The organism is Paenibacillus sp. FSL L8-0158, assembly GCF_038592965.1.
Lineage (GTDB): Bacteria > Bacillota > Bacilli > Paenibacillales > Paenibacillaceae > Paenibacillus > Paenibacillus polymyxa_D.
In genome coordinates, this window is the sequence record NZ_CP151949.1 from 2,220,791 (window position 1) to 2,243,956 (window position 23,166).

Genomic DNA, 23,166 nt, shown 5'->3' on the forward strand with positions numbered 1-23,166 from the left:
ATGGGAGGACATGCATTTCTATGTCGAACGATAAACAGTTTGTTGAGGAAATTACGCCACAGAGCGAAGATTTTTCCCGATGGTATATTGATGTTATTAAAAAAGCAGAACTGATGGATTATTCCCCAGTTCGCGGATGTATTGTATTCCGGCCCGATGGTTTTGAAATTTGGGAGCATATCAAGGAAGCCATGGACGTGCGCTTCAGAGAAACAGGCCACCGTAATGCCTATTTTCCAATGTTCATTCCCGAAAGCTTTTTTCAAAAGGAAAAAGAACATGTCGAAGGGTTTAATCCTGAACTTCCTTGGGTAACCGAGGCTGGCGGGGAAAAGCTCGAAGAGCGTCTTGCAATTCGTCCGACTTCGGAAACCATGATTGGTCATATGTACTCCAAATGGATTCAATCCTATCGCGATCTGCCTGTGCTTATTAACCAGTGGGCTAACGTAGTGCGTTGGGAAAAACGTACGCTGCCTTTCTTGCGAACAAGTGAATTTTTGTGGCAAGAAGGTCACACGGCCCATGAAACAGAAGAAGAAGCACGTGAAGAAACGATGAAAATGCTGGAAGTATACCGTGAGGTTATTGAGGAAGTTCTGGCTATTCCAGTTATTACTGGACAGAAAACACCTTCTGAAAAGTTTGCAGGTGCTCAGGATACATTTTCACTGGAAGCGATGATGAAGGATGGACGGGCGGTACAAGCTGGAACTTCCCACTATATGGGAACTAATTTTGCGGTTGCATTTGATATCAAATATTTGAGTCGTGAAAACAATCTGGAATTCGCGCATACGACTTCATGGGGAACAAGTACACGTTTGATCGGCGCACTGATTATGGTCCATGGAGATGACCGTGGTCTGGCATTGCCTCCTAAAGTTGCGCCTACGCAGGTTATTATGGTTCCAATTGGACCACCTAAGAAACGTGATGCCGTTATCGCACGTGCAGATGAACTATTTGCTGAGTTGAAACAAGCTGGAGTGCGTGTTAAAATGGACGACCGCAGCGATGTAAGCCCAGGCTGGAAATTTAATGAATATGAAATGCGCGGTGTGCCGGTTCGTCTGGAAATCGGACCTCGTGATATGGAAAACGGTGTCTGTGTGCTCGTATCCCGTATCAGCGGTGAGAAAAAAATCGTGCAGCAGGATAATCTGGTTGAGGAAGTACACGCGATGCTCGCACAGGTACAGCAGGAGATGTTTGATCGTGCGAAAAATTTCATGGAAGAAAACTTCTATTCCGTTGATACGCTGGACGAAATGAAGACTCTCATGGAAGAAAAACGCGGCTTTACTTTGGCAGGCTGGTGCGGATCTGAAGAATGTGAAGACAAAGTTAAAGAAGTGACAGGTGCTACAAGCCGTAATATACCGTTTAAAACAACCGAGCAAAAGTCCACATGTTTGTGCTGTGGCAAACCTGCCAAGCATACTGTAGTGTTCGCACGGGCGTACTAATATAGAAGTAGGGCAATACCACTTACTCACTTCATTCTCTTCGCTGACATGGTAGCTGTTACGGGACAATGTTCCGAAGGATCTATGTGTCGTTGTGAAGAGGATTGAAGAGGGCTACGAAAAGCTTTTGCGGTCGGAGATGTTTTTGACGCAGAAGCTTTTCATGTTTTCAGAATGGTAGATTTGAAATTGGGGGGAGAGCCATGGGCGGAGCTGAAGAAAAGAGAAAGCGGCTGGAACTGCTGATGAAGCAAGTTGGGATGCCGGCGGGAGTGGTTGAACCTTATTTTTTGGACGGTTGGATTGACCAAGTGGAGATTAGCCGAACCAATAAGGATTGGAATATCACCATTGCCAAGGAGACATTGGTCCCCGCTCAGGTGTATCGTACGTTCTGTATTCAAGTACAGGAAAAAATGAGTCACATCGCAAAGATTACGTTCCGTTTTCAGTACAGTGAGCAGATTCAGCCTGGTGATATCATCGGTGAATACTGGAAACTTTTTCTAGAATGGGTGCATCGTGAGATCCCATCGGTTAACGGTTGGATGAATCGGGCTGTGCATGAGTGGGACGACGGTCTATTATTGCTAACGATGAGCGACAGTATGTCGTTGGAACTTGCGCGTAAAAAGCAGATAGATCAAGCTATCATCAAATTTTACGATAAATATTTCGGGCTTTCTATGCGCATTAAAGTCCAGGTGGGTGAAAGTAACCAGGAGGCTCTACAGCAATTCCAAGAGAAGAAAATGCAGGAAGAACGCGAAGTCATTCAGCAGATGATGGAAAGTATGGAATCCGAAATGCCGCCTTTGGATGAAGAAGAAGGAGACGTACGGCTTCAATTCGGTTATGACATCAAAGAACCGGCTGTTCCGATGCAAGATATTCAGGACGAAGAGAAGAAAGTCACTTTACAAGGAACAATCTTCGGTTTGGATAGTAAAGAATTGCGCAATGGCAGTACGTTGTTTACGTATTATTTGACCGACTTTAGTGATTCCCTGCAAATGAAAATGTTTGCTAAAACTAAAGAAGATCTGAAGATCCTCAGTTTGCTGGCTAACGGGAAATGGGTCAAAGTACGAGGTCGAGTTGAATATGATCGTTTTATGCAAATTCCCGAGCTGGTTATGATTCCTTCTGATCTAGTTGAAGTACAGGCTCCACCCACACGTAAGGATAATGCAGAGGAAAAACGGGTCGAGTTCCATCTCCATACAAAGATGAGCGCAATGGATGCTGTTGCCTCGATTGATCAATACGTTAAAACAGCCGCCAAATGGGGACACAAGGCGATTGCAGTCACCGATCATGGCGGAGTGCAGTGCTACCCTGATGCTGCTAAGGCTGCAAAGAAAAACGGCATTAAAATGATCTACGGTGTTGAGGCCAATGTGGTTAATGATGCCGTTGAGGTTGTAATGCAGGCACAGCCATTAAATTTGAAAACAGCGACTTATGTCGTTTTTGATATTGAAACCACCGGTTTATCGGTTACACAGAATAAAATCATTGAGATTGCGGCTGTGAAAATGCATGATGGCAAAGAAGTTGATCGTTATGCTACCTTTGTCAATCCGCATGAGCGCATACCCTACAATATCCAGCAACTGACCAACATTAACGATGAAATGGTCAAGGACGCGCCGGATGTAGAACCTGTTATGAAGGAGTTTGTAGCTTTTGCTGGCGATGCTGTATTGGTTGCCCATAATGCGCGTTTTGATGTCGGTTTTATCCAGGCCACCCTTCGAAATATGGGTTTGCCTGAAATGACCAATCCGGTACTGGATACGCTCGAACTGGCTCGTTTACTGTTTCCAACAATGAAAAACCATCGTCTGAATACGCTGACGACCAAATATAAAGTGGCGCTAGAGAGCCATCACCGAGCCATTGACGATACAGTCGCACTGACTGAAGTGCTGAATGGCTTGCTGAATGATGCGGAACAAATTAAGGGTTTAAAAATGCTCGATCGTCTGAATGATTATGTGGGTAAGGACTTATCCACCGTTCGCCCATTTCACTGTTGTATTTATGCCCTCAATCCGATTGGTAAAAAAAATCTGTACAAGCTGGTTTCGATGTCTCATACCGAATATTTCAAGCGTGTGCCTTGCATTCCTAAATCAAAATTGTCAGAAATGAGGGACGGACTGCTTATTATTTCTGGCTGCGAAAAAGGAGAGTTCTTCGAGGCTGTGTTGAACAAGTCCGAGGAAGAAGCCGAGGAAATAGCACAGTTTTATGATGTGTTGGAGATTCAACCTTTGACGATGTATATGCATTTAGTAGAAAAACAACTGGTAAGCGGGCCTGATGCTCTGAAAACGGCAATACGCAAAGTATGCGAAATTGGACGGCGACTTGATAAACCCGTAATTGCCACAGGCAATGTCCACTATTTGGAAACTCGCGATAAGTTGTACCGTGATATTACGATACATGGCATTACGGGATTTAGTCCGCTAAAAGATATTCGTAAGCCAGATGCGCATTTACGCACTACAGACGAAATGCTGGCAGAATTCGAGTTTTTGGGCGAGGAGAAAGCCTATGAAGTCGTTGTGAAGAATACCAGTGAGTTGGCGGATCGATTTGAGGAGCTGGAGCTGTTCCCTGACAAGCTGTTTACACCTTTGCTGGATGGGGCGGACGAGGAAATCCGCAATACTTGCTATGAGACAGCTAAATCTATCTATGGTGAGGAATTGCCCGAAGTGGTCGTAGCCCGTCTTGAAAAAGAACTGGAGCCGATTATTAAATACGGTTTCTCTGCCAACTATCTCATTTCCGAGCGTTTGGTTAAAAAGTCTAATAAGGATGGATATCTGGTAGGTTCACGGGGGTCTGTTGGATCTTCTGTGGTCGCTACCTTCCTCGGTATTTCCGAGGTTAATCCACTGCCTGCACATTATATTTGCGGTAATCCTGAATGCAGACATAGCGAATGGATTTTGGACGGCAGTGTGCCGAGCGGATTTGACTTGCCGGACAAAAATTGTCCGAATTGCGGCGGCAAACTGAAGGGTGAGGGACAGGATATTCCGTTTGAAACGTTTCTTGGGTTTAAGGGAGATAAAGTTCCCGATATTGACTTGAACTTCTCTGGCGAATATCAGCCTGTCGCACATAACTATACGAAAGTACTGTTTGGTGAGAAAAGTGTATTCCGTGCTGGAACCATCGGTACCGTTGCCGAGAAGACAGCCTTTGGCTTTGCCAAGAAATATGAAGAGGCGCATCATAAAAAATGGCGTGGGGCTGAGCTGAACAGGCTGGCTTCGGGCTGTACAGGGGTCAAACGCAGTACCGGGCAACATCCAGGCGGAATTGTCGTTGTTCCCGATTATATTGAGGTCGAGGATATTACACCAGTTCAGTACCCCGCCGATGATACAAGCTCGGAATGGAAAACAACGCATTTTGATTATCACGCTTTTGATGCGAATCTACTCAAACTCGATATTCTGGGTCATGATGATCCGACCATGATGAGGATGCTTCAGGATTTGACTGGTGTCGATCCTACGACCATTCCAATGAATGATCCTAAGGTGATGAGCATGTTCAACTCCACGGAGGCGCTCGGTGTAACACCCCAGCAAATCCGCACGCCTGTTGCAACCTATGGTGTACCAGAGATGGGGACGAAGTTTGTACGCCAAATGCTAGTAGAGTCGCAGCCAAGTTCTTTTGCCGATTTACTGCAAATATCCGGACTGTCTCACGGCACGGGCGTATGGCTGGGGAACGCACAGGAACTGATTAAGAATAATACCTGCAACATCAAGACTGTAATTGGTTGCCGTGATGACATCATGCTGTTTTTGATTTACAAGGCAGGAATGGACGCAGGTCTGGCCTTTAAAATTACGGAGAGCGTACGTAAAGGTAAGGGGCTTAGTGCTGAATGGATTGAGGAAATGAAAAAATGCAAGGTGCCACAGTGGTACATTGATTCTTGTCTGAAAATCCAGTACATGTTTCCGAAGGCGCATGCTGCAGCCTATGTTATTTCAGCAGTGCGCACAGCGTACTTTAAGCTGTATCATCCGATTGAATATTATGCGACTTACTTTTCAGTACGTGCAGCCGATTTTGATATTGAGCTGTGCTGTCAGGGGTATGATGCAATCGCACGGAAAATTGTCGAAATCGAGCAACTCGGCTTTCAGGCACCTCCCAAAGAAAAAGGTATGCTTCCGATCCTGGAAATGGCTCTGGAAATGACGGCTCGTGGGTTTAGTTTTAAATCCATTGATTTGTACCGTTCCGAAGCTACACGCTTCAAGGTGGATGGAGATTCACTCATTCCGCCATTCGGAGCTCTTCAGGGAATAGGAGACAACGCGGCACGTAACATTGCAGCCTCCCGTGAACAGGGTGAATTTTTGTCTGTCGAGGATTTTCAACAAAAATCGAAGGCTAGTAAAACCATTGTCGAAATGCTATCCCAGATGGGTTGCTTTCGAGGTTTGCCAGAGAGTAATCAGTTGTCTCTGTTTTAATCCGAACCACAGTAGTCAAGCTCTGGCACTTGTCACATAACTACGGTTATGTTATAATTTTTTTGGTAATCATGGAGATAAAACCGTTGCTAAAAGAGTGGGGAAACCCACTCTTTACTGTTTGATATACAGTTACAACGTGAAAAGGTTGTTTTTGGGCATGAAACCGGTACGCCGGTTTATTTGCAGTGAGCCCGAAATGAACATTACATCAAATGAAAATGAAAATGCCGGTGATGGAGAAGCATTGTCCATGCAATAGGGCGTCTTTTTTTCACCACAGGAAAGTTCACTTTTGGAGGTTATAATCTTTGAGCACACCAAAGATCAAATCAGTAGTAGAAGAAATGGCCCAACCTTACCTCGATGAGCATGGTTTTGAACTGGTCGATGTCGAGTATGTCAAAGAGGGCAGCAATTGGTTTCTTCGCGTTTTTGTAGACAAAGACGGAGGAATTGATCTGGACGACTGCAGTATGATCAGTGAATATCTGGGTCAAAAGTTGGATGAAAATGACCCTGTTTCTACAGCGTATTTTCTGGAAGTGTCTTCACCAGGCGCCGAAAGACCGCTCAAAAAAGCGGAGGACGTTACTAAAGCGGTAGGCAAAAACGTATTCGTTACTACATACGAGCCGATCAACGGCCTGAAGGAATTCGAAGGTCGTTTGCTTTCTTTTGAAGATGGGGAACTCACTGTTCAAAGCGGACAAAAGAAGCATGCTATACCTTATGACAAGGTAGCTGGTGCAAGGCTCGCGATCATATTTTAATTCAGATTTGACTGTTGCTGTTTGACATGTACTACATGTTTTTTTGCCTCGTGTGCCGACCAGTACGCAGGTGCATCATTTGAAAGGGGGAGCAGTAATCCATGAGTATGGATTTTATTGAAGCAATGAACGAGTTGGAAAGAGAAAAGGGGATCAGCAAGGATGTGCTGTTTGAGGCCATTGAAGCAGCCTTGATTTCCAGTTACAAACGGAATTTCAACACCGCACAAAACGTGCGTGTTGATATGAACCGCAACTCGGGAGTCATTAAGGTATATGCCCGCAAGCTGATCGTTGAGGAGGTATTGGATCCTCGCACCGAGATTTCCTTGCCTGCGGCTCGTGAGATTAACCCGCATTTTCAGTTGGAAGATATCGCTGAAATTGAAGTTACACCACGTGATTTTGGACGGATTGCTGCACAAACTGCGAAGCAGGTCGTGACCCAGCGTATCCGCGAAGCGGAACGGGGACTGATCTACAACAAGTTTGTGGACAAGGAAGAAGATATTGTAACAGGAACTGTACAGCGCCAAGACCCACGTAACATTTATATTGATCTTGGTAAGGTGGAAGCGGTTCTCCCGTTAGGCGAATTGATGCCTAATGAGAAATTTAGCCATCTGGATCGAATTAAGGCTTATATTACCAAAGTAGAAAACACAACCAAAGGACCGCAAATTATGCTGTCCCGATCACATCCGGGTCTGCTTAAGCGTTTGTTCGAACTCGAAGTGCCTGAAATTTTTGATGGTGTTGTAGAGATTCGTTCCGTAGCGCGTGAAGCAGGCTTCCGTTCTAAAATCGCGGTTCATTCCCGTAACGCCGAGGTGGATCCGGTCGGCTCTTGTGTGGGTCCTAGAGGAACACGTGTACAGACCATTGTGAACGAGCTGCGTGGCGAAAAAATCGACATTGTACGTTATTCCGATAATGTTGATGAATACGTGGCTAATGCGCTGAGTCCATCCAAGGTACTCGAAGTGCAGGTGTTTGAAGAAGAGAAAATGGCGCGTGTTATTGTGCCCGATTATCAGCTTTCTCTTGCTATTGGTATCAAAGGACAAAATGCTCGCCTTGCTGCTAAGCTTACGGGCTGGAAAATTGATATTAAGAGTGAAACACAGGCGGAGGAAGAACTCGGCAGACCGAGAACATCCACCGATGAAATGCATCAGGATTCCGTTTCTGTAGATTAAGCGGAGTGTAGGGGGGTTAATGCATGAAACAGAGAAAGATACCTTTGCGCAAATGTGTGGCCTGTCATGAAATGATGCCAAAGAAGCAGTTGATCCGTGTCGTCAAAACCCCTGAAGACGAAGTGTTGATTGACTTGACTGGCAAAAAGTCGGGACGCGGCGCTTACTTGTGCGGCAAAGCCGCCTGCTTCAAGCTGGCTCAAAAGAGCAAGGCACTGGATCGAGCATTGAAGCACTCGGTTCATCCTGATATTTATGAGCAGCTAAGTCGTGATTTTGCTGCCGTCGAGGAAGAATTCCTGGCGGCACAAGGCAGCGTGCAGGATGAATAAGGCGCTGTCTGGATTGGGTCTTGCCATGAGAGCTGGCAAGCTGCTAACAGGTGATGAGATCGTTTTTAAAGCGATCAGGTCTTCAGAAGCCAAGCTGGTCATTCTTGCGAAAGATGCTTCAATGAATACTCAAAAGAAATTCCGCGACAAGTGCGGGACGTACAAAATCCCCTTAATGATAGGATTTGACCGGGAAAGCTTGGGAAGCAGTATCGGCAAACCTGAACGGGTTGTGCTGGCTGTGACGGATCAAGGATTCGCGAAATTGATCAAGAAACATGCGGGGATAATGTCGGAGGTGGAGTATATTGAGTAAACAAGAAAACAAAGACAAAGTGCGGGTATACGAATACGCCAAATCGTTGAACATGAGCAGCAAAGAAATTATCACCATTCTTAAACGGCTGGATATTCCCGTGAACAACCATATGAGCGTCATGGAACATGATGCCGTAGGTAAAGTGGAAAGTTTTTTTAAGAATATTAAATCCAATGCTGCGGCCAAGCAAGGCGGAGCAGGTACGGTGCAAGTAAGCTCGAATCAGGCCGGTTCAAGCCAGAATAGTAATCATTCAACTGAGCAAACCAAAAATCAACAGGAAAAGCAGGTAAGTATGAATAGGACAAACAACAACCAAAACAGTAACCGAAGCAGCGCTCCAAAAGCGCAAAGCAGTCAGCAGGGCGGTCAAAACCGCAGTCAACAAAGTACTAGCAGACCTACTGGTCAGCAAAGTACACAAAACCGCAGTAATAGTCAACAACAGGGAGGACAACAGCGTCCAGGTGGCAACACAGGTTCGCGTCCTCAAGGTACCCAAAGCACTAACTCACGCCCTCAGGGAAGTAGTCAGGGTGGTACGGCTGTAAGAACATCATCCTCCACAGGTAGTAACAATGCGAACCGTAGTGGTGGCAACCGTACAGGCAGTAACTCCAACAACGGTGGTAACCGTTCCGGTCAAGGACGTTTTGACGATAACCGTCAAGGCGGCGGACGCGGTGGTAACGGTGGTCGTGGAGGCAATAATCGCGGTGGTAGCAATCGTGGCGGGAAATTTAACAATCGTGGTAAAGGTCAACAACAGGAACGTCGCGAGAAAATCGACAACACGCCTAAGAAAATTATTGTGCGTGGTGAGATGACCGTAGGCGAAACAGCTAAGCTTCTTCATAAAGATGCGTCAGAAGTCATCAAAAAGCTGATTATGCTCGGAACGATGGCGACCATTAACCAGGAACTGGATATGGATACTATCCTCTTGCTTGCCGGAGACTTTGGTGTCGAGGTAGAAGTGAAAATTCCGGTCGAAGAAGATCGTTTTGAAACCGTGGAAGAAAATGATGATCCTGCGGATCTGAAAACACGTCCACCAGTTGTAACGATTATGGGTCACGTCGATCATGGTAAAACAACTTTGCTGGATGCCATTCGCTCGACTAATGTAACCGGTGGCGAAGCTGGCGGCATTACACAGCATATTGGTGCATACCAAGTTGAAATTAACAGCAAAAAAATCACTTTCCTGGATACACCGGGTCACGAAGCCTTTACTGCTATGCGTGCACGTGGTGCTCAAGTGACAGATATGACGATTATCGTGGTTGCAGCTGACGACGGTGTTATGCCACAGACAGTCGAAGCTATTAACCATGCGAAGGCGGCAGGTCTGCCAATTATCGTAGCTGTGAACAAGATCGACAAACCGGATGCCAACCCGGATAAAGTGAAGCAAGAACTCACTGAATATGAATTGGTACCTGAAGAGTGGGGCGGCGATACGATTTTCGTCAACGTTTCCGCGAAACAAAGAATGGGTCTGGAAGACCTGCTCGAAATGATTCTACTCGTAGCTGAAGTGAATGAGTACAAAGCAAACCCGAACAAACGGGCACGTGGTACCATCATCGAGGCAGAACTGGATAAAGGCCGCGGTTCTGTAGCCCGTATCCTCGTTCAGAATGGTACACTGAAAGTCGGCGATGCTTTCGTAGCGGGTAACTGCTTCGGACGTGTGCGTGCCATGGTCAACGATAAAGGTCGTCGTCTTAAGGAAGCAGGTCCTTCCACTCCAGTTGAAATTACTGGTTTGACAGAAGTTCCACTTGCTGGCGATCCATTCATGGTGTTTGAGGATGAGCGGAAAGCACGCGCTATTGCTGACAGACGTGCGATCACACAACGTCAATCTGATCTGGGCAGTAATACACGCGTAACACTGGATGACCTGTTCCAACACATCAAGGATGGCGAAATGAAGGATCTGAACGTCATTATTAAAGGTGACGTGCAAGGTTCCGTCGAAGCGTTGAAAGGTTCCTTGAACAAGATTGAAGTCGAAGGTGTGCGCGTTAAAATTCTTCACAGTGGTGCAGGAGCAATCACCGAATCCGATATTATTTTGGCAGCAGCTTCCAATGCTATTGTCATCGGTTTTAATGTTCGTCCGGATAACCAGGCGAAATCTACAGCGGAAGCTGAAAAAGTGGACATTCGTCTACACCGTGTCATTTACAATGTCATTGAAGAAATAGAGCAAGCCATGAAGGGCATGCTGGATCCTGAATATAAAGAAAATGTGATTGGGCATGCTGAAGTACGTAACGTATTCAAAGTTACTAAAGTCGGTACGATCGCTGGTTGTATGGTGACATCCGGTAAAATTACCCGTTCAGCAGAAGCACGCCTGATTCGTGATGGCATCGTCATTTTTGAAGGTAAAATCGACTCACTGAAACGCTTTAAGGACGACGCAAAAGAAGTTGCCCAAGGTTACGAATGCGGTATTACCCTTGATGGCTATAATGATGTTAAGGAACTCGACATTATTGAAGCGTTCGTCATGGAAACAGTGGAGCGCTAACGGCAGAGAGGTGAGCATCCATGGCTAAAATACGTACAGGTCGGGTTGGCGAGCAGATCAAGAAGGAGCTAAGCCAACTCATCCAAACTGAATTAAAAGACCCCCGCATCGGTTTTATCACGGTAACGGGTGTCGATCTTACAAATGATTTGTCCCAAGCGAAAATATACTTGAGCGTGCTCGGGGATGAAGAACAAAAAAATTCTTCCCTGAAAGCACTGGACAAAGCGAACGGTTATCTTCGTTCTGAACTCGGCAAACGGATACGGCTACGCCATATTCCTGAGTTGATTTTCAAAATTGACGAATCTATTGCTTACGGCAGTCGAATTGAAAAACTGCTAAGTGATATCGACAAGGATGAAAAATAAAACTTTTAGTTTGTCTGAAGGAACCATGAACTGAATGTAAAGGAGAAGGCAATGCATACCTATGAACAGGCGCTTCAACAAGCGAAGGAATTTATTCTGGAGCATGATGATTACCTGATCGTATCGCATGTACAGCCGGACGGAGACGCAGTCAGCTCCACCGTAACGGTGGGCTGGCTTCTCTCATGTCTGGGGAAGAAATTTACCATGCTGAATGAGGGACCTATTCCCAAGCGCATGGATTTTTTATGGCATGCCGATGAGATTATGGATATGAGCCAGCAACCGCCAGAACGGAAATACAACCAGATCATTTGTGTAGATTGTGCGGATTACCGTCGTGTTGGTTTGACAGAGCAGTTTTTTACGGAAGATGCCATTATCCTGAATATTGATCATCATCCAACAAATGATGCTTATGGTACAGTTAATGTGATTAAGTCGGATGCTGCGGCAACAGCGGAAATTCTTTTTGATCTACTGGAAGAGTTTGCAGTAACATGGGACGTCGAAGTAGCAACGGCTGTATATACAGGGTTACTGACGGATACAGGAGGTTTCCGCTACTCCAATACTTCACCGAAAGTGATGTCTACGGTGTCAAAGCTACTTGCTTACGGTGTAGATGGTCCATCTTTGTCCGAGAAATTGCTCGAAGAGATGACCTTTCCACAAATGAAGGTGCTGACAAAAGCATTGCAAACGCTCACGATGTCGGAGGATGGAAAAGTCGCTTGGGTCGTTGTATCACCTGACGATATGACAGAATGTGGCGCTGTTAATGAGGACTTGGAAGGCATCGTGAATTACCCAAGAAATATTCGTGGTGTTGAGGTAGGCATTTTCTTTAAGGTTATTAATGATCAAGCGGTCAAGGCCAGCTTGAGATCGGCAGGGAATGTAGATGTAGCTGCGCTGGCTCAATCATTTGGAGGCGGTGGACATGTGCGTGCGGCTGGCTGTCGGCTAGAGGGTAAACTGGAAGATATCATTAAGACAGTTGTAGGGCGGGTGAAGTCTGAGCTATGAACTCGATGAAGAAGGAACAGGCAACTTGGGAAGGCGTTCTACCTGTCTATAAACCTGCTGGATTTACCTCTCATGATGTGGTGGCCAAGGCTCGCCGTTTATTAGGTATGAAGCGAATCGGACACACTGGAACGCTTGATCCGCAAGTAACCGGTGTTTTGCCCTTGTGTCTGGGACGTGCCACCCGTGTAGTGGAATACATGCAAGAGCGGCCCAAGGAATATCGGGCTACACTGCGATTAGGCATTGCCACGGATACCGAAGACCTGACTGGGAAAATTATGGAAGAAAGTGAACGTCCAGTAGAGGTGACGGAAGTTGAAGTCAAAGCGGTTCTGAAGCATTTTGTTGGTACGATCTCCCAAGTGCCTCCAATGTACTCCGCGCTAAAAGTGGACGGCAAACGTCTATACGAGCTGGCTCGAGAAGGCAAAACTGTTGAGCGCCAAAGCCGTGAAGTAAGCATTTATGAGTTGGAGATGACGGGATTCGCGGAGACGGAGGCGTATGTGGATATTTCTTTTCGTGCCTTATGCTCCAAAGGTACTTATATCCGTACACTATGTGTTGATATTGGCCGTGAATTAGGATATCCTTCTACGATGGTCAAGCTGGAGCGAACCATGTCTGCGGGAATTCCTGCGGAACGTTGTCTGACTTTCGAAGAGATAGAGCGTTTCGTAGCGGATGGCAGTCTTGGAGAGCGACTTATTACAACTGATCAGGCGATTGACTATATGCCTGAGCATATAGTGGCTGAAGCCAAGGTAACTGCGGCTCTGCAAGGCCAACGTCTGTCGCTGAATATGATTTCACCACCTGTGACGGACAACCAACCCTTCCGTTTGTATAAAGAGGATAAAACGTTTTTAGGCATATTTGGTCGGGATGAATCAGACGCGATCGCTCCCATTAAAGTTTTTTTAAGATTATAGAATTTATAAATTTTCAGGGGAGCTGAACAATTCTATAATCGCAAGAAAAACTTCCGTTAGGTGTGGTCTGGCTTCCGTGAATTACGTCAATAGGCGTTTTTCTTACCTTGAATTGTGCTATAATTTTGACGAAGTTAGTCAAATGATGTGAAATGCAGGTGAATTAATAATGATTACCGTATCGTTATCTTATCCATTGAGTGATGAGCTTTTGCAGCAATGGGGACGTCCACAGGTCACGGCGATCGGTCAGTTTGATGGTCTTCATCTTGGACACGCAAGCGTGATACGCGAGGCCGTTGCGTTGGCTCGTGAACAGCAAATGCCGGTATCTGTCATGACATTTCACCCTCATCCGAAGGAAGTCATGAAAAAAGGCGATTATGAAGGTTATTTAACACCGCTTGCGGACAAGCAGACTATTCTGGCTGATATGGGTGTGGATGTACTTTATATTTTGAGTTTTAACGAAGAATTTTCCAAAGTCAGCCCTGAGGCGTTTATGAGTGACGTGCTGCTTCCATTGCAAATTCGAACAGCGGTAGTAGGCTTTGATTTTCGGTTTGGCCACCGGGGAGCCGGGCATGAGGATACACTTCGGAAGCTGGGAAAAGAGCTGATGTCTGTGCACACCGTACCACCATTCGAACTGGATGGGGACAAGGTGAGCAGTTCTGGTATTCGCCGTGCTTTACAGACCGGGGATCTAGCCCATGCCTCTCGCTGGTTGGGACGTCCTTATCGTATCCAGGGTACTGTAATGGATGGAGAGAAGCGCGGACGTACGATCGGTTTTCCGACCGCTAATCTCAAACTGAATGATACTTACGTGATTCCGATCAAGGGTGTATACGCTGTACGGGCACTAGTAGGTGATCGTTGGATAAACGGTGTGATGAATGTAGGGGTTAAACCTACTTTCCATGAAGGTGTGCTGAATCCGTCATTTGAGGTACATTTATTTGATTTTAATCAGCAAATCTATGGGGAGTCTTTGCTTGTGGAGCTTCACCACTACATCCGCCCTGAACGCAAATTCTCTTCGGTGGATGAGCTGATCAGCCAAATTGGCAATGACGCACAAACGGCTAAAAAGCTGTTAGGCTAATTTATTTACATAAGACAGGCGCTGTGTTATACTGACTTATGTTGTGTAAACAACGATGAACCTTAGCTTGGTTGTCCGCTTTCACCGGCGGCTACGAGGCTAATGGCGATTATAATGAAGGAGGTGAACAGGATGGCATTGACTCAAGAGCGTAAACAGCAATTGATCGAGGAGTACAAAACTCATGAATCCGATACAGGATCACCAGAGGTACAAATCGCTATCCTTACTGAAAACATCGTCAACTTGCAAAGTCACTTTCGTTCGCACAAGAAAGACCATCACTCCCGCCGCGGGTTGTTGAAAATGGTCGGTCAGCGTCGTAAACTTTTGGCTTACCTGAAGAAGACTGATGTTAAACGTTACAGTGCGTTGATCGAGCGTCTCGGACTGCGTCGTTAATTTTCAGACATGTAATGAGAAAAGAAGCCTGGTTGTTCACCGCTTGTCCCTGCTAAGGCGACGGCGGACAGCAGCCGGGTTCTTTTTTGAAATGAGGAATCTTTTTTTGAATTACATATCCGATTTGCCTGCGAGCTTCTTATGAATAAGATCTGCGCAGGAAATACTGAATATGTATAGAACTTTTACAATGAAATGAAATGGAGGGATACCATGGAGCAACGCGTAGAAATGCAGCTCGGCGGAAGAAAGCTGGTGCTGGAAACAGGACGTCTTGCGAAACAAGCCAATGCGGCAGTTAAAGTGAGCTACGGAGAAACAGTTGTGCTTTGTACCGTGACCGCTTCTCGTGAACCGAAAGATTTGGACTTTTTTCCCCTGACCGTAAACTATGAGGAAAGATTGTATGCTGTGGGGAAAATTCCTGGTGGATTTATTAAACGTGAAGGACGTCCGAGTCAAAAAGCAATTTTGTCCAGCCGTTTGACAGACCGTCCAATTCGCCCATTGTTCCCGGAAGGTTTCCGGAATGATGTACAGGTGTTGAACCTGGTTATGAGTGTCGATCAGGATTGCGAACCTGAAATTGCAGCAATGATCGGAACCTCGGCAGCACTTAGCATTTCGGATGTACCTTTTAATGGGCCAATCGGTGGAGTCGCTGTAGGACGTGTAGACGGACAATTTGTGATTAACCCGGATATTGCACAGCAGAATGCAAGCGACATGTACCTGGTTGTAGCCGGAACGAAAGATGCCATCATGATGGTAGAAGCCGAAGGCAATGAGATTCCAGAGGAAGTTATGCTGGAAGCAATTATGTTCGGTCATGATGAGATTAAGAACATTGTGGCAGTCATTGAACAATTGGTGCAAGTAGCAGGTAAAGAGAAAATGCAGGTTAAACTGCATGCTGTTGATGAAAAAGTGAACAGTGAAGTACGTGCTTATGCAGCTGAACGTTTAATGGAAGCTGTTAAAATTGCAGAAAAACATGCCCGTCAAGAGGCGATTGATGCAGTCAACGAAGAGACAGTTGCCCATTTTGAAGCACAATACATAGAGACACCTGAGCTTTTGAGCGACGTGAGCGAAGTTCTCTATGATATCGTTAAGGAAGAAGTACGTCGTCTGATCACGCATGATAAAGTGCGTCCTGATGGTCGTAAGCTTGACGAAATTCGTCCGATTGAAAGTGACACTAATATTTTGCCGCGTACTCATGGTTCAGGCTTATTTACACGCGGTCAAACGCAAGCACTTAGCATTTGTACACTTGGTGCTTTGGGTGATGTACAAATTTTGGACGGTATTGATTTGGAAGAAACAAAACGCTTCATGCATCATTACAATTTCCCGCCATTCAGCGTAGGTGAGGCTCGTCCTTTGCGTGCGCCAGGTCGTCGTGAAATCGGACATGGTGCTCTTGGTGAACGTGCGCTTTCCAAAGTAATTCCTTCCGAAACTGAATTTCCATACACCATCCGTCTGGTTTCCGAGGTACTGGAATCGAATGGTTCGACTTCACAAGCTAGTATTTGTGCAAGTACACTGGCTATGATGGATGCAGGTGTACCAATTAAAGCTCCGGTTGCAGGTGTAGCGATGGGATTGATCAAGGATGGAGATCATGTCTCCGTATTGACTGATATCCAAGGTATGGAAGATCACCTGGGCGATATGGACTTTAAAGTTGCTGGTACCGCGGAAGGCGTAACTGCCATTCAAATGGATATTAAAATTAACGGTATTGACCGCCAGATTTTACAGGATGCGCTCAAGCAAGCTAAAGAAGGACGCTTGTTCATTCTTAGCAAAATGATGGAAGCGATCCAGAAGCCACGTGAGCAGTTGTCTCCGTATGCTCCAAAAATTATGACGATGCACATTAACCCGGACAAAATCCGTGATGTTATTGGAGCTGGTGGTAAAATCATCAACAAAATCATCGAAGAAACCGGCGTGAAAATCGATATTGAACAAGATGGTCGTGTGTTCATCGCTTCCACAAATCAAGAGATGAATGAAAAAGCACGTTCCATTATTGAGGGTATCGTAAAGGAAGTCGTGGTCGGTGAGATTTACATCGGTACAGTAAAACGGATTGAGAAATTCGGTGCATTTGTTGAAATTTTACCAGGTAAAGATGGTCTGGTTCATATTTCTCAACTGTCTACTGAGCGTGTAGCCAAAGTTGAAGATGTAATTGCTATTGGGGATACAATTACGGTGAAAGTAACCGAAATTGATCAACAAGGTCGTGTCAATCTGTCCCGCAAGGCTGTTCTCACAGCAGAAGCACCTGCAAAATCCTAGGACCTGCATGTTGCAGACTAGAAAGGCAGGATTAGCTTTTCGTATTAACAGTACAAGGGATTTGAATAGCATTGTTTAAGCTTTTGGAAAGAGGCAGAGCTACGTTTCTGGCTCTTTTTTCATACATATACACAAGCTGCGCCAAAGTGGGCTTCTAGAGGCTACTGCGTCATAGTTCTTGTCCTCTCCGCATACAATGTGGACAAACGGGCGGGAGGATGAAGGAATCATGAGTAGGACAAAAAGAGCAGTGTGGGTGGTAGCCAGTTTAGCCATCACACTGGTAATCGGACAGTTTAGCGGGGTTCGTGACTTCGCCGATCAATTACGCAATGGAGACGTTACAGGAGTTGGGGAGCCTAAAGCTGAAACAACGATGGCGATGGCGGCTTTACCCGATAATGCGCTTATGCAGCGACTAAGAACAGAAGCAGCCCGTCAGCGGCGGGAACCAGTTGATGCCAAGATCGACAGGGTATGGAAGGCTATTCCAGGCTATAACGGGCTGGAGGTGGATTTGGATGCTACCTATCGCAAAGCGATTGCATCTCCGGATCGACCTATTCAATATGTATATCGGCAATTGGCACCTAAAATACATTTAAATCAGCTCGGTAATGTTCCAATATACAGGGGAAACCCCGAAAAGCCGATGGTCTCCTTCATGATCAATGTAGCATGGGGGAATGAATTTATCCTGCCGATACTGAACACGCTGGATCAGGAAAAGATCAAGGCTACATTTTTTCTTGATGGAAGTTGGTTGAAAAAAAATCCAGATCTCGCCAAGGAGATTCAAAAAAGAGGGCATGAGCTTTCGAATCATGCTTACTCTCATCCGAATATGAGCCGTCTGAGTCGGGCCAGAGCCACACAAGAGATTGAAAAGACTCAAGTGCTTCTTCAAGAAACTTTGGGTATCAAAAATTACTGGTTTGCCCCTCCTTCGGGTGATTTTAATCAGCAAACGGTGGATATAGCAGCAGAAAGTGGGCTCAAAACAGTGTTGTGGACATTGGACACAGTAGATTGGAAACATCCGTCACCGGAATCGGTGATTAACAAAATCAGTAGTAAGGTTGAATCAGGGTCCCTGATATTAATGCACCCAACAGATTCCTCAGCGGCTGCTCTCAAAGGCATGATCCATGCCATTCGTAGTAAGGGACTTGTGCTCGGAACTGTCAGTCAGACGCTTTCCCCTGATCGGCAACTACCTGTTCCGGTTGAGTGAACGTCTTTTTTCTGTTAGGATTGAACATTATGGCTAAGTATGCAATTCAGTTTAGGAGGGCCAATCGTGGAAAGAATTCAACTCAAAAACGGCCTAAGAGTGGTCATTGAAAAAATTCCAACCGTGCGTTCAGTTTCTTTCGGCATCTGGGTTAAAACTGGCTCCCGGAATGAAACGCCGGACAATAGCGGTATTTCTCATTTTATCGAACACATGCTTTTCAAAGGAACAGAGCGTTTTAACGCTAAGGAAATCGCTGAGCAATTCGATGCCATCGGAGGAAATGTTAATGCTTTTACTTCGAAGGAATATACATGCTATTATGCCAAAGTGTTGGATGAGCATCTACCGATCGCAGTTGATGTGCTGTCTGATATGTTTTTTAATTCCAAACTAGATCAGGAAGAATTGGCAAAAGAGAAGAATGTGATTTTGGAGGAAATCTCCATGTATGAGGATACACCGGATGATATGGTGCATGATCTTGTATCTCGCGCCGCCTATGGTGAACATCCACTAGCTTATCCGATTCTCGGAACCGAAGATCACCTGCTTGCTATGGATAGCTCACATCTCAGCCATTATATGAGGGAACATTATACAATCGATAATACGGTTATCAGTGTGGCTGGTAATGTTGACGATCGCTTGGTAGAATTGTTGGAGCGACATTTTGGACATTTTGACAATCATGGAACCGTTTCGCCGCTGACAGTACCTGCGTTTAATGGTGAACTGTTATATCATGAGAAAGCAACGGAGCAAAATCATATTTGTTTATCCCTACCTGGATTTGCAACGGGTGACGAACTCCAGTATGCTATGGTTTTGCTGAATAACGCGATCGGTGGCGGCATGAGTTCACGTTTGTTTCAAGAAATTCGGGAAAAGCGTGGGCTTGCTTATTCGGTCTATTCCTATCATAGCTCCCATGCGGACAGTGGCATGTTCACGATCTATGCAGGTACGGCTCCAAAGCAAACAAAGGACGTGCTGGATTTGACGCTGGATCTTTTACGAGATGTGGCTGTCAACGGTTTAGACGCTAATGAGCTTCGTAAAGGCAAGGAGCAATTAAAAGGAAGTTTGATTTTAAGCCTTGAAAGTACAGGTAGCCGGATGAATCGGCTTGGAAAAAATGAATTAATGCTGGGTCAGCATTATACGCTGGATCAAATGATCGAACATATCGAGCAAGTGACGGCAAATGATGTGAACAAAGTGCTGGATCGGATGTTCTCGGAGCCGTTTGCCCTGTCGATGGTGGGAGCGAGTGATTCAGCGGTAAAGGATATGAGGAGGGACTATTTTGTTAACTTACGTGGAAATTAACAGACTCGCGGGCAATGAGGATATTGAACTGCCCCGCAAAATGTCAGAGCTTGCATCAGGGTTTGACTTGTATGCAGCAGTACAGGAGAATCTGGTACTGGAACCCGGCAAACGTTGCCTCGTTCCAACCGGATTTGCAATAGCTATGCCGGCGGGATTGGAGGCACAAATCCGTCCGCGAAGTGGACTGGCTCTTAAGCATGGTATTACTTGTCTCAATACACCGGGAACAATTGATGCGGATTATCGTGGGGAGATTAAGGTACTTCTTATTAATTTGGGCGAGGAATCATTCACGATTACGCGCAATGAGCGAATTGCACAAATGGTATTTCAAGTTGTACCTGAGGTAGAGCTGAAACAAGTAGACCAATTATCTGAAACAGTGCGTGGTGCTGGAGGCTTTGGTCATACAGGACGCTGAGGCTATGTTTGGTTTAAAATGTACGAATATCTATTTTGAAAAAGCTTCGTATTTACTTGCTTAAGAGTATGTATGCATATAAAGGTCGCCTCATAAAGAGGTGGCTTTTTTTGTGTTTTTTCACCCCTCTCCGGGCACTCGCATAGACTAAAAGCATATCGTGTCTCGGAAAGGAGTGATCCGGATGCTAACAGGAATACGCGTCGTTGTTTTGGGTGGCGATGCGAGGCAGCTTGAGGTAATCCGTAAATGTGTGGACATGGATGCTACCGTCAGTGTGGTCGGTTTTGACAAGCTTGAAGTACCACTCAAAGGAGTGACACTAGAACCACTGTCTGTCAAGCTGCTGGAATCGTCAGATGCATTGATTTTGCCGGTGGTGGGATGCGATGAGGAAGGCAACGTAAATGCACTTTTCGGAGCACAGAAGCTCCAGTTTCTGAATGAGCATGCTGCTGCTCTTCCACCTCATTGTATTGTATATACAGGAATGGCCCGGACGTACTTAAAAGAAATTTGTACCAGACATGAGTTAAAGCTTGTAGAGCTGCTGGAGAGAGACGATGTGGCCATATACAACTCTATACCTACGGCCGAAGGCGCACTGATGATGGCCATTCAGCATACTGATTTTACGATTCACGGTGCAGATTGTATGGTTCTAGGCATGGGACGGACTGGATTTACCATGGCAAGGGCACTACAGGGATTGGGAGCTAGAGTGAAGGTTGGAGTACGGCGGGCAGAGGATGCAGCGAGAGCCGTGGAAATGGGTTGGAAGCCTTTTATGACAAGGGATTTAGCGCATGAGACAAAGGGAGTTGACTTGATTTTTAATACGATACCCTCTATGATTATCACAGCGCAAATCCTGTCTAAATTGCCATTGAGCACCGTGATTATAGATCTTGCTTCCGCCCCGGGCGGATGTGATTTCCGTTATGCGGAAAAGCGTGGAATCAAGGCTATGCTTGCCCCTGGTCTTCCCGGTATTGTTGCTCCCAAAACTGCTGGTGCCATTATAGCGAATACGCTGGTGCAGTTGTTAATGGAAGATAATCCTGATCGGGGGGATGCACAATGAGTTGGCAAGGGAAAACGGTAGGTTATGCAATTACAGGCTCACATTGCACATTTGAAGAGGTAATGCCTGTTATACAGCGCTTTGTTGATGAGGGTGCGAAGGTCGTCCCTATTATATCCAATACAGTGCTAACAACGGATACTCGCTTTGGTAGTTCGCAAAGTTGGCAAAAACAGTTGAAAGATATAACAGGGAATGATATCATTTCTACAATTGTGGAGGCTGAGCCACTGGGTCCTTCCCAAATACTCGATGTGCTGGTGATTGCACCTTTGACGGGGAATTCGATGAGTAAGTTAGCGAATGCGATGACAGACAGTCCGGTTTTGATGGCTGCCAAGGCGCAATTGCGTAACGGTCGTCCACTTCTTTTAGCCATATCTACTAATGATGGACTGGGCCTAAATGCTGCCAATATCGCCAAATTACTCGTAGCCAAAAATATCTTTTTTGTACCGTTCGGACAGGACAATCCAGTTAAAAAGCCGAACTCGCTTGTAGCTAACATGGAGTTGATTCCAGAGGCTGCTTATGAAGCATTGCAGGGCAAACAGCTTCAGCCGATGATTGTGGAACGCAAGACCCCATGAAGTAAGTATTATAGTTAACTGCTGAGCATCCCTCGCCTAGAAGATGATTCGATATTGTATCGGGTCTAATTTCTTGTTGGCGGTGGATGCTTTCAGAATAAAAAATGGTTTTTTAGTCGAGAAGGGGAGATACACCAGATGAGCAATAGAAAGTTTAATGTAGCTGTCGTTGGAGCCACAGGCGCTGTAGGAGAACAAATCGTAAATCTGCTGGAAAAACGGGATTTTCCTGTGGACAAAATCAAATTTCTTTCTTCGCCTCGTTCTGCCGGCACGTTAATTAGCTTTAAAGGTCAGCAAATTCCAGTAGAGATTGCTACCCCCGACAGCTTTGAGGGAATCGACATTGCTTTGTTTAGTGCAGGTGGAGACGTAAGTAAGGAATTGGCGCCGCATGCTGTTCGTCATGGGGCAGTTTGCATTGACAACACCAATGCATTCCGAATGGATCCGACAGCTCCTCTTGTAGTGCCTGAGGTGAACAGCGACAAAATTGCCGAGCATCAAGGCATTATTGCGAACCCGAACTGCTCAACCATTCAGATGGTAGCTGCTTTGAAACCATTATATGATCAGTATGGCATTTCTCGTATCATAGTATCCACATACCAGGCCGTTTCCGGCGCTGGAAGCCGAGCTATTGATGAATTGAATCGTCAAAGCGTAGCGATTCTTAACGGTGATGAAGTTCAGCCTGATCTGTTGCCAGTAGGCTCGTTGCCAGTAAAACATCAGATTGCTTTCAATGCTATCCCGCAAATTGATAAATTTCAGGACAATGGTTATACACTGGAAGAAATGAAAATGGTACGTGAAACGAAAAAAATACTGGGTGACGAATCTGTGGACGTAACAGCAACGTGTGTGCGTATTCCTGTTGTATATGGTCACTCGGAATCTGTATATGTAGAACTTAAAAAAGATTATGATTTAGAAGAAATCCGCAATCTGCTGGCTTCAGCACCAGGAGTAACGCTAGTGGACGATCCTGCTGCTCAGCTTTATCCACTGGCATCTGAAGCTGCAGGAAAACCTGACGTATTTGTGGGGCGTGTACGCCGTGATTTGGGCAATAGCCGTGGATTGAATTTGTGGGTCGTATCCGACAATCTGCTCAAAGGAGCGGCATGGAACGCGGTGCAAATCGCGGAAATTATTGCTGCAAACGCGGAGTAACGTTCCAA

Annotated in this window: 19 protein-coding genes; all 19 read left to right on the forward strand. The window is 45.7% G+C overall.

All coding sequences use genetic code 11. The features are described 5' to 3' along the window. The first annotated feature begins 20 nt into the window (after nt 1-20). The 19 genes from proS to NSQ68_RS10370 all read left to right on the forward strand — a co-directional run bounded on the left by proS (nt 21) and on the right by NSQ68_RS10370 (nt 23,158). A complete protein-coding gene (proS, locus tag NSQ68_RS10280) occupies nt 21-1,469 on the forward strand; it encodes a proline--tRNA ligase (RefSeq protein WP_342428762.1) in 1,449 nt (482 codons plus the stop codon). Between the two features lie 203 nt (nt 1,470-1,672). Continuing rightward, nucleotides 1,673-5,989, forward strand: coding sequence for a PolC-type DNA polymerase III (locus tag NSQ68_RS10285; RefSeq protein ID WP_342428763.1), 4,317 nt, complete (start codon nt 1,673-1,675; stop codon nt 5,987-5,989). A 311-nt stretch (nt 5,990-6,300) separates the two neighbouring features. Next, nucleotides 6,301-6,762 carry a ribosome maturation factor RimP gene (gene rimP, locus NSQ68_RS10290; protein ID WP_014281118.1) on the forward strand — a complete coding sequence of 154 codons (462 nt, stop codon included), beginning with the start codon at nt 6,301-6,303 and terminating at the stop codon, nt 6,760-6,762. A gap of 101 nt (nt 6,763-6,863) precedes the next feature. Next, a complete protein-coding gene (gene nusA / locus NSQ68_RS10295; protein WP_013309927.1) occupies nt 6,864-7,961 on the forward strand; it encodes a transcription termination factor NusA in 1,098 nt (365 codons plus the stop codon). A gap of 23 nt (nt 7,962-7,984) precedes the next feature. Next, entirely contained in the window at nt 7,985-8,293 is a 309-nt protein-coding gene (locus NSQ68_RS10300) for a YlxR family protein (protein WP_007430067.1), read from the forward strand. Further along, complete coding sequence (locus NSQ68_RS10305; protein ID WP_307349873.1) at nt 8,286-8,609, forward strand: ribosomal L7Ae/L30e/S12e/Gadd45 family protein; 324 nt, start codon at nt 8,286-8,288, stop codon at nt 8,607-8,609. Before NSQ68_RS10300 ends, NSQ68_RS10305 begins: the two co-directional genes overlap by 8 nt. After that, entirely contained in the window at nt 8,602-11,157 is a 2,556-nt protein-coding gene (gene infB, locus NSQ68_RS10310; protein ID WP_342428764.1) for a translation initiation factor IF-2, read from the forward strand. The genes NSQ68_RS10305 and infB overlap by 8 nt, the downstream gene beginning before the upstream one ends. A gap of 20 nt (nt 11,158-11,177) precedes the next feature. Next, nucleotides 11,178-11,528, forward strand: a complete 351-nt coding sequence (rbfA, locus tag NSQ68_RS10315) for a 30S ribosome-binding factor RbfA (RefSeq protein WP_010346342.1) — start codon at nt 11,178-11,180, stop codon at nt 11,526-11,528. A 51-nt stretch (nt 11,529-11,579) separates the two neighbouring features. Beyond that, nucleotides 11,580-12,557 carry a bifunctional oligoribonuclease/PAP phosphatase NrnA gene (locus tag NSQ68_RS10320; protein WP_342428765.1) on the forward strand — a complete coding sequence of 326 codons (978 nt, stop codon included), beginning with the start codon at nt 11,580-11,582 and terminating at the stop codon, nt 12,555-12,557. Continuing rightward, nucleotides 12,554-13,492, forward strand: coding sequence for a tRNA pseudouridine(55) synthase TruB (gene truB / locus NSQ68_RS10325; protein WP_342428766.1), 939 nt, complete (start codon nt 12,554-12,556; stop codon nt 13,490-13,492). The genes NSQ68_RS10320 and truB overlap by 4 nt, the downstream gene beginning before the upstream one ends. A gap of 169 nt (nt 13,493-13,661) precedes the next feature. Beyond that, nucleotides 13,662-14,600, forward strand: coding sequence for a bifunctional riboflavin kinase/FAD synthetase (locus NSQ68_RS10330; RefSeq protein WP_342428767.1), 939 nt, complete (start codon nt 13,662-13,664; stop codon nt 14,598-14,600). Nucleotides 14,601-14,732: 132 nt separating this feature from the next. Next, nucleotides 14,733-15,002: a 30S ribosomal protein S15 gene (rpsO, locus tag NSQ68_RS10335; protein WP_007430074.1), complete on the forward strand. Its 270-nt coding sequence runs from the start codon at nt 14,733-14,735 to the stop codon at nt 15,000-15,002. A 213-nt stretch (nt 15,003-15,215) separates the two neighbouring features. Further along, nucleotides 15,216-17,318, forward strand: coding sequence for a polyribonucleotide nucleotidyltransferase (gene pnp, locus NSQ68_RS10340; protein ID WP_307349882.1), 2,103 nt, complete (start codon nt 15,216-15,218; stop codon nt 17,316-17,318). Nucleotides 17,319-17,547: 229 nt separating this feature from the next. Further along, entirely contained in the window at nt 17,548-18,552 is a 1,005-nt protein-coding gene (locus NSQ68_RS10345) for a polysaccharide deacetylase family protein (protein WP_307349884.1), read from the forward strand. Between the two features lie 66 nt (nt 18,553-18,618). After that, complete coding sequence (locus NSQ68_RS10350; protein WP_342428768.1) at nt 18,619-19,884, forward strand: pitrilysin family protein; 1,266 nt, start codon at nt 18,619-18,621, stop codon at nt 19,882-19,884. Further along, nucleotides 19,862-20,308, forward strand: coding sequence for a dUTP diphosphatase (gene dut, locus NSQ68_RS10355; RefSeq protein ID WP_013309936.1), 447 nt, complete (start codon nt 19,862-19,864; stop codon nt 20,306-20,308). The genes NSQ68_RS10350 and dut overlap by 23 nt, the downstream gene beginning before the upstream one ends. Nucleotides 20,309-20,492: 184 nt before the next feature. Continuing rightward, nucleotides 20,493-21,392, forward strand: coding sequence for a dipicolinate synthase subunit DpsA (gene dpsA, locus NSQ68_RS10360; protein WP_029517030.1), 900 nt, complete (start codon nt 20,493-20,495; stop codon nt 21,390-21,392). Then, nucleotides 21,389-21,982, forward strand: coding sequence for a dipicolinate synthase subunit B (locus NSQ68_RS10365; RefSeq protein WP_342428769.1), 594 nt, complete (start codon nt 21,389-21,391; stop codon nt 21,980-21,982). The genes dpsA and NSQ68_RS10365 overlap by 4 nt, the downstream gene beginning before the upstream one ends. Before the next feature lie 138 nt (nt 21,983-22,120). Further along, nucleotides 22,121-23,158, forward strand: a complete 1,038-nt coding sequence (locus tag NSQ68_RS10370) for an aspartate-semialdehyde dehydrogenase (RefSeq protein WP_342428770.1) — start codon at nt 22,121-22,123, stop codon at nt 23,156-23,158. The last annotated feature ends 8 nt before the right edge of the window (nt 23,159-23,166 follow it).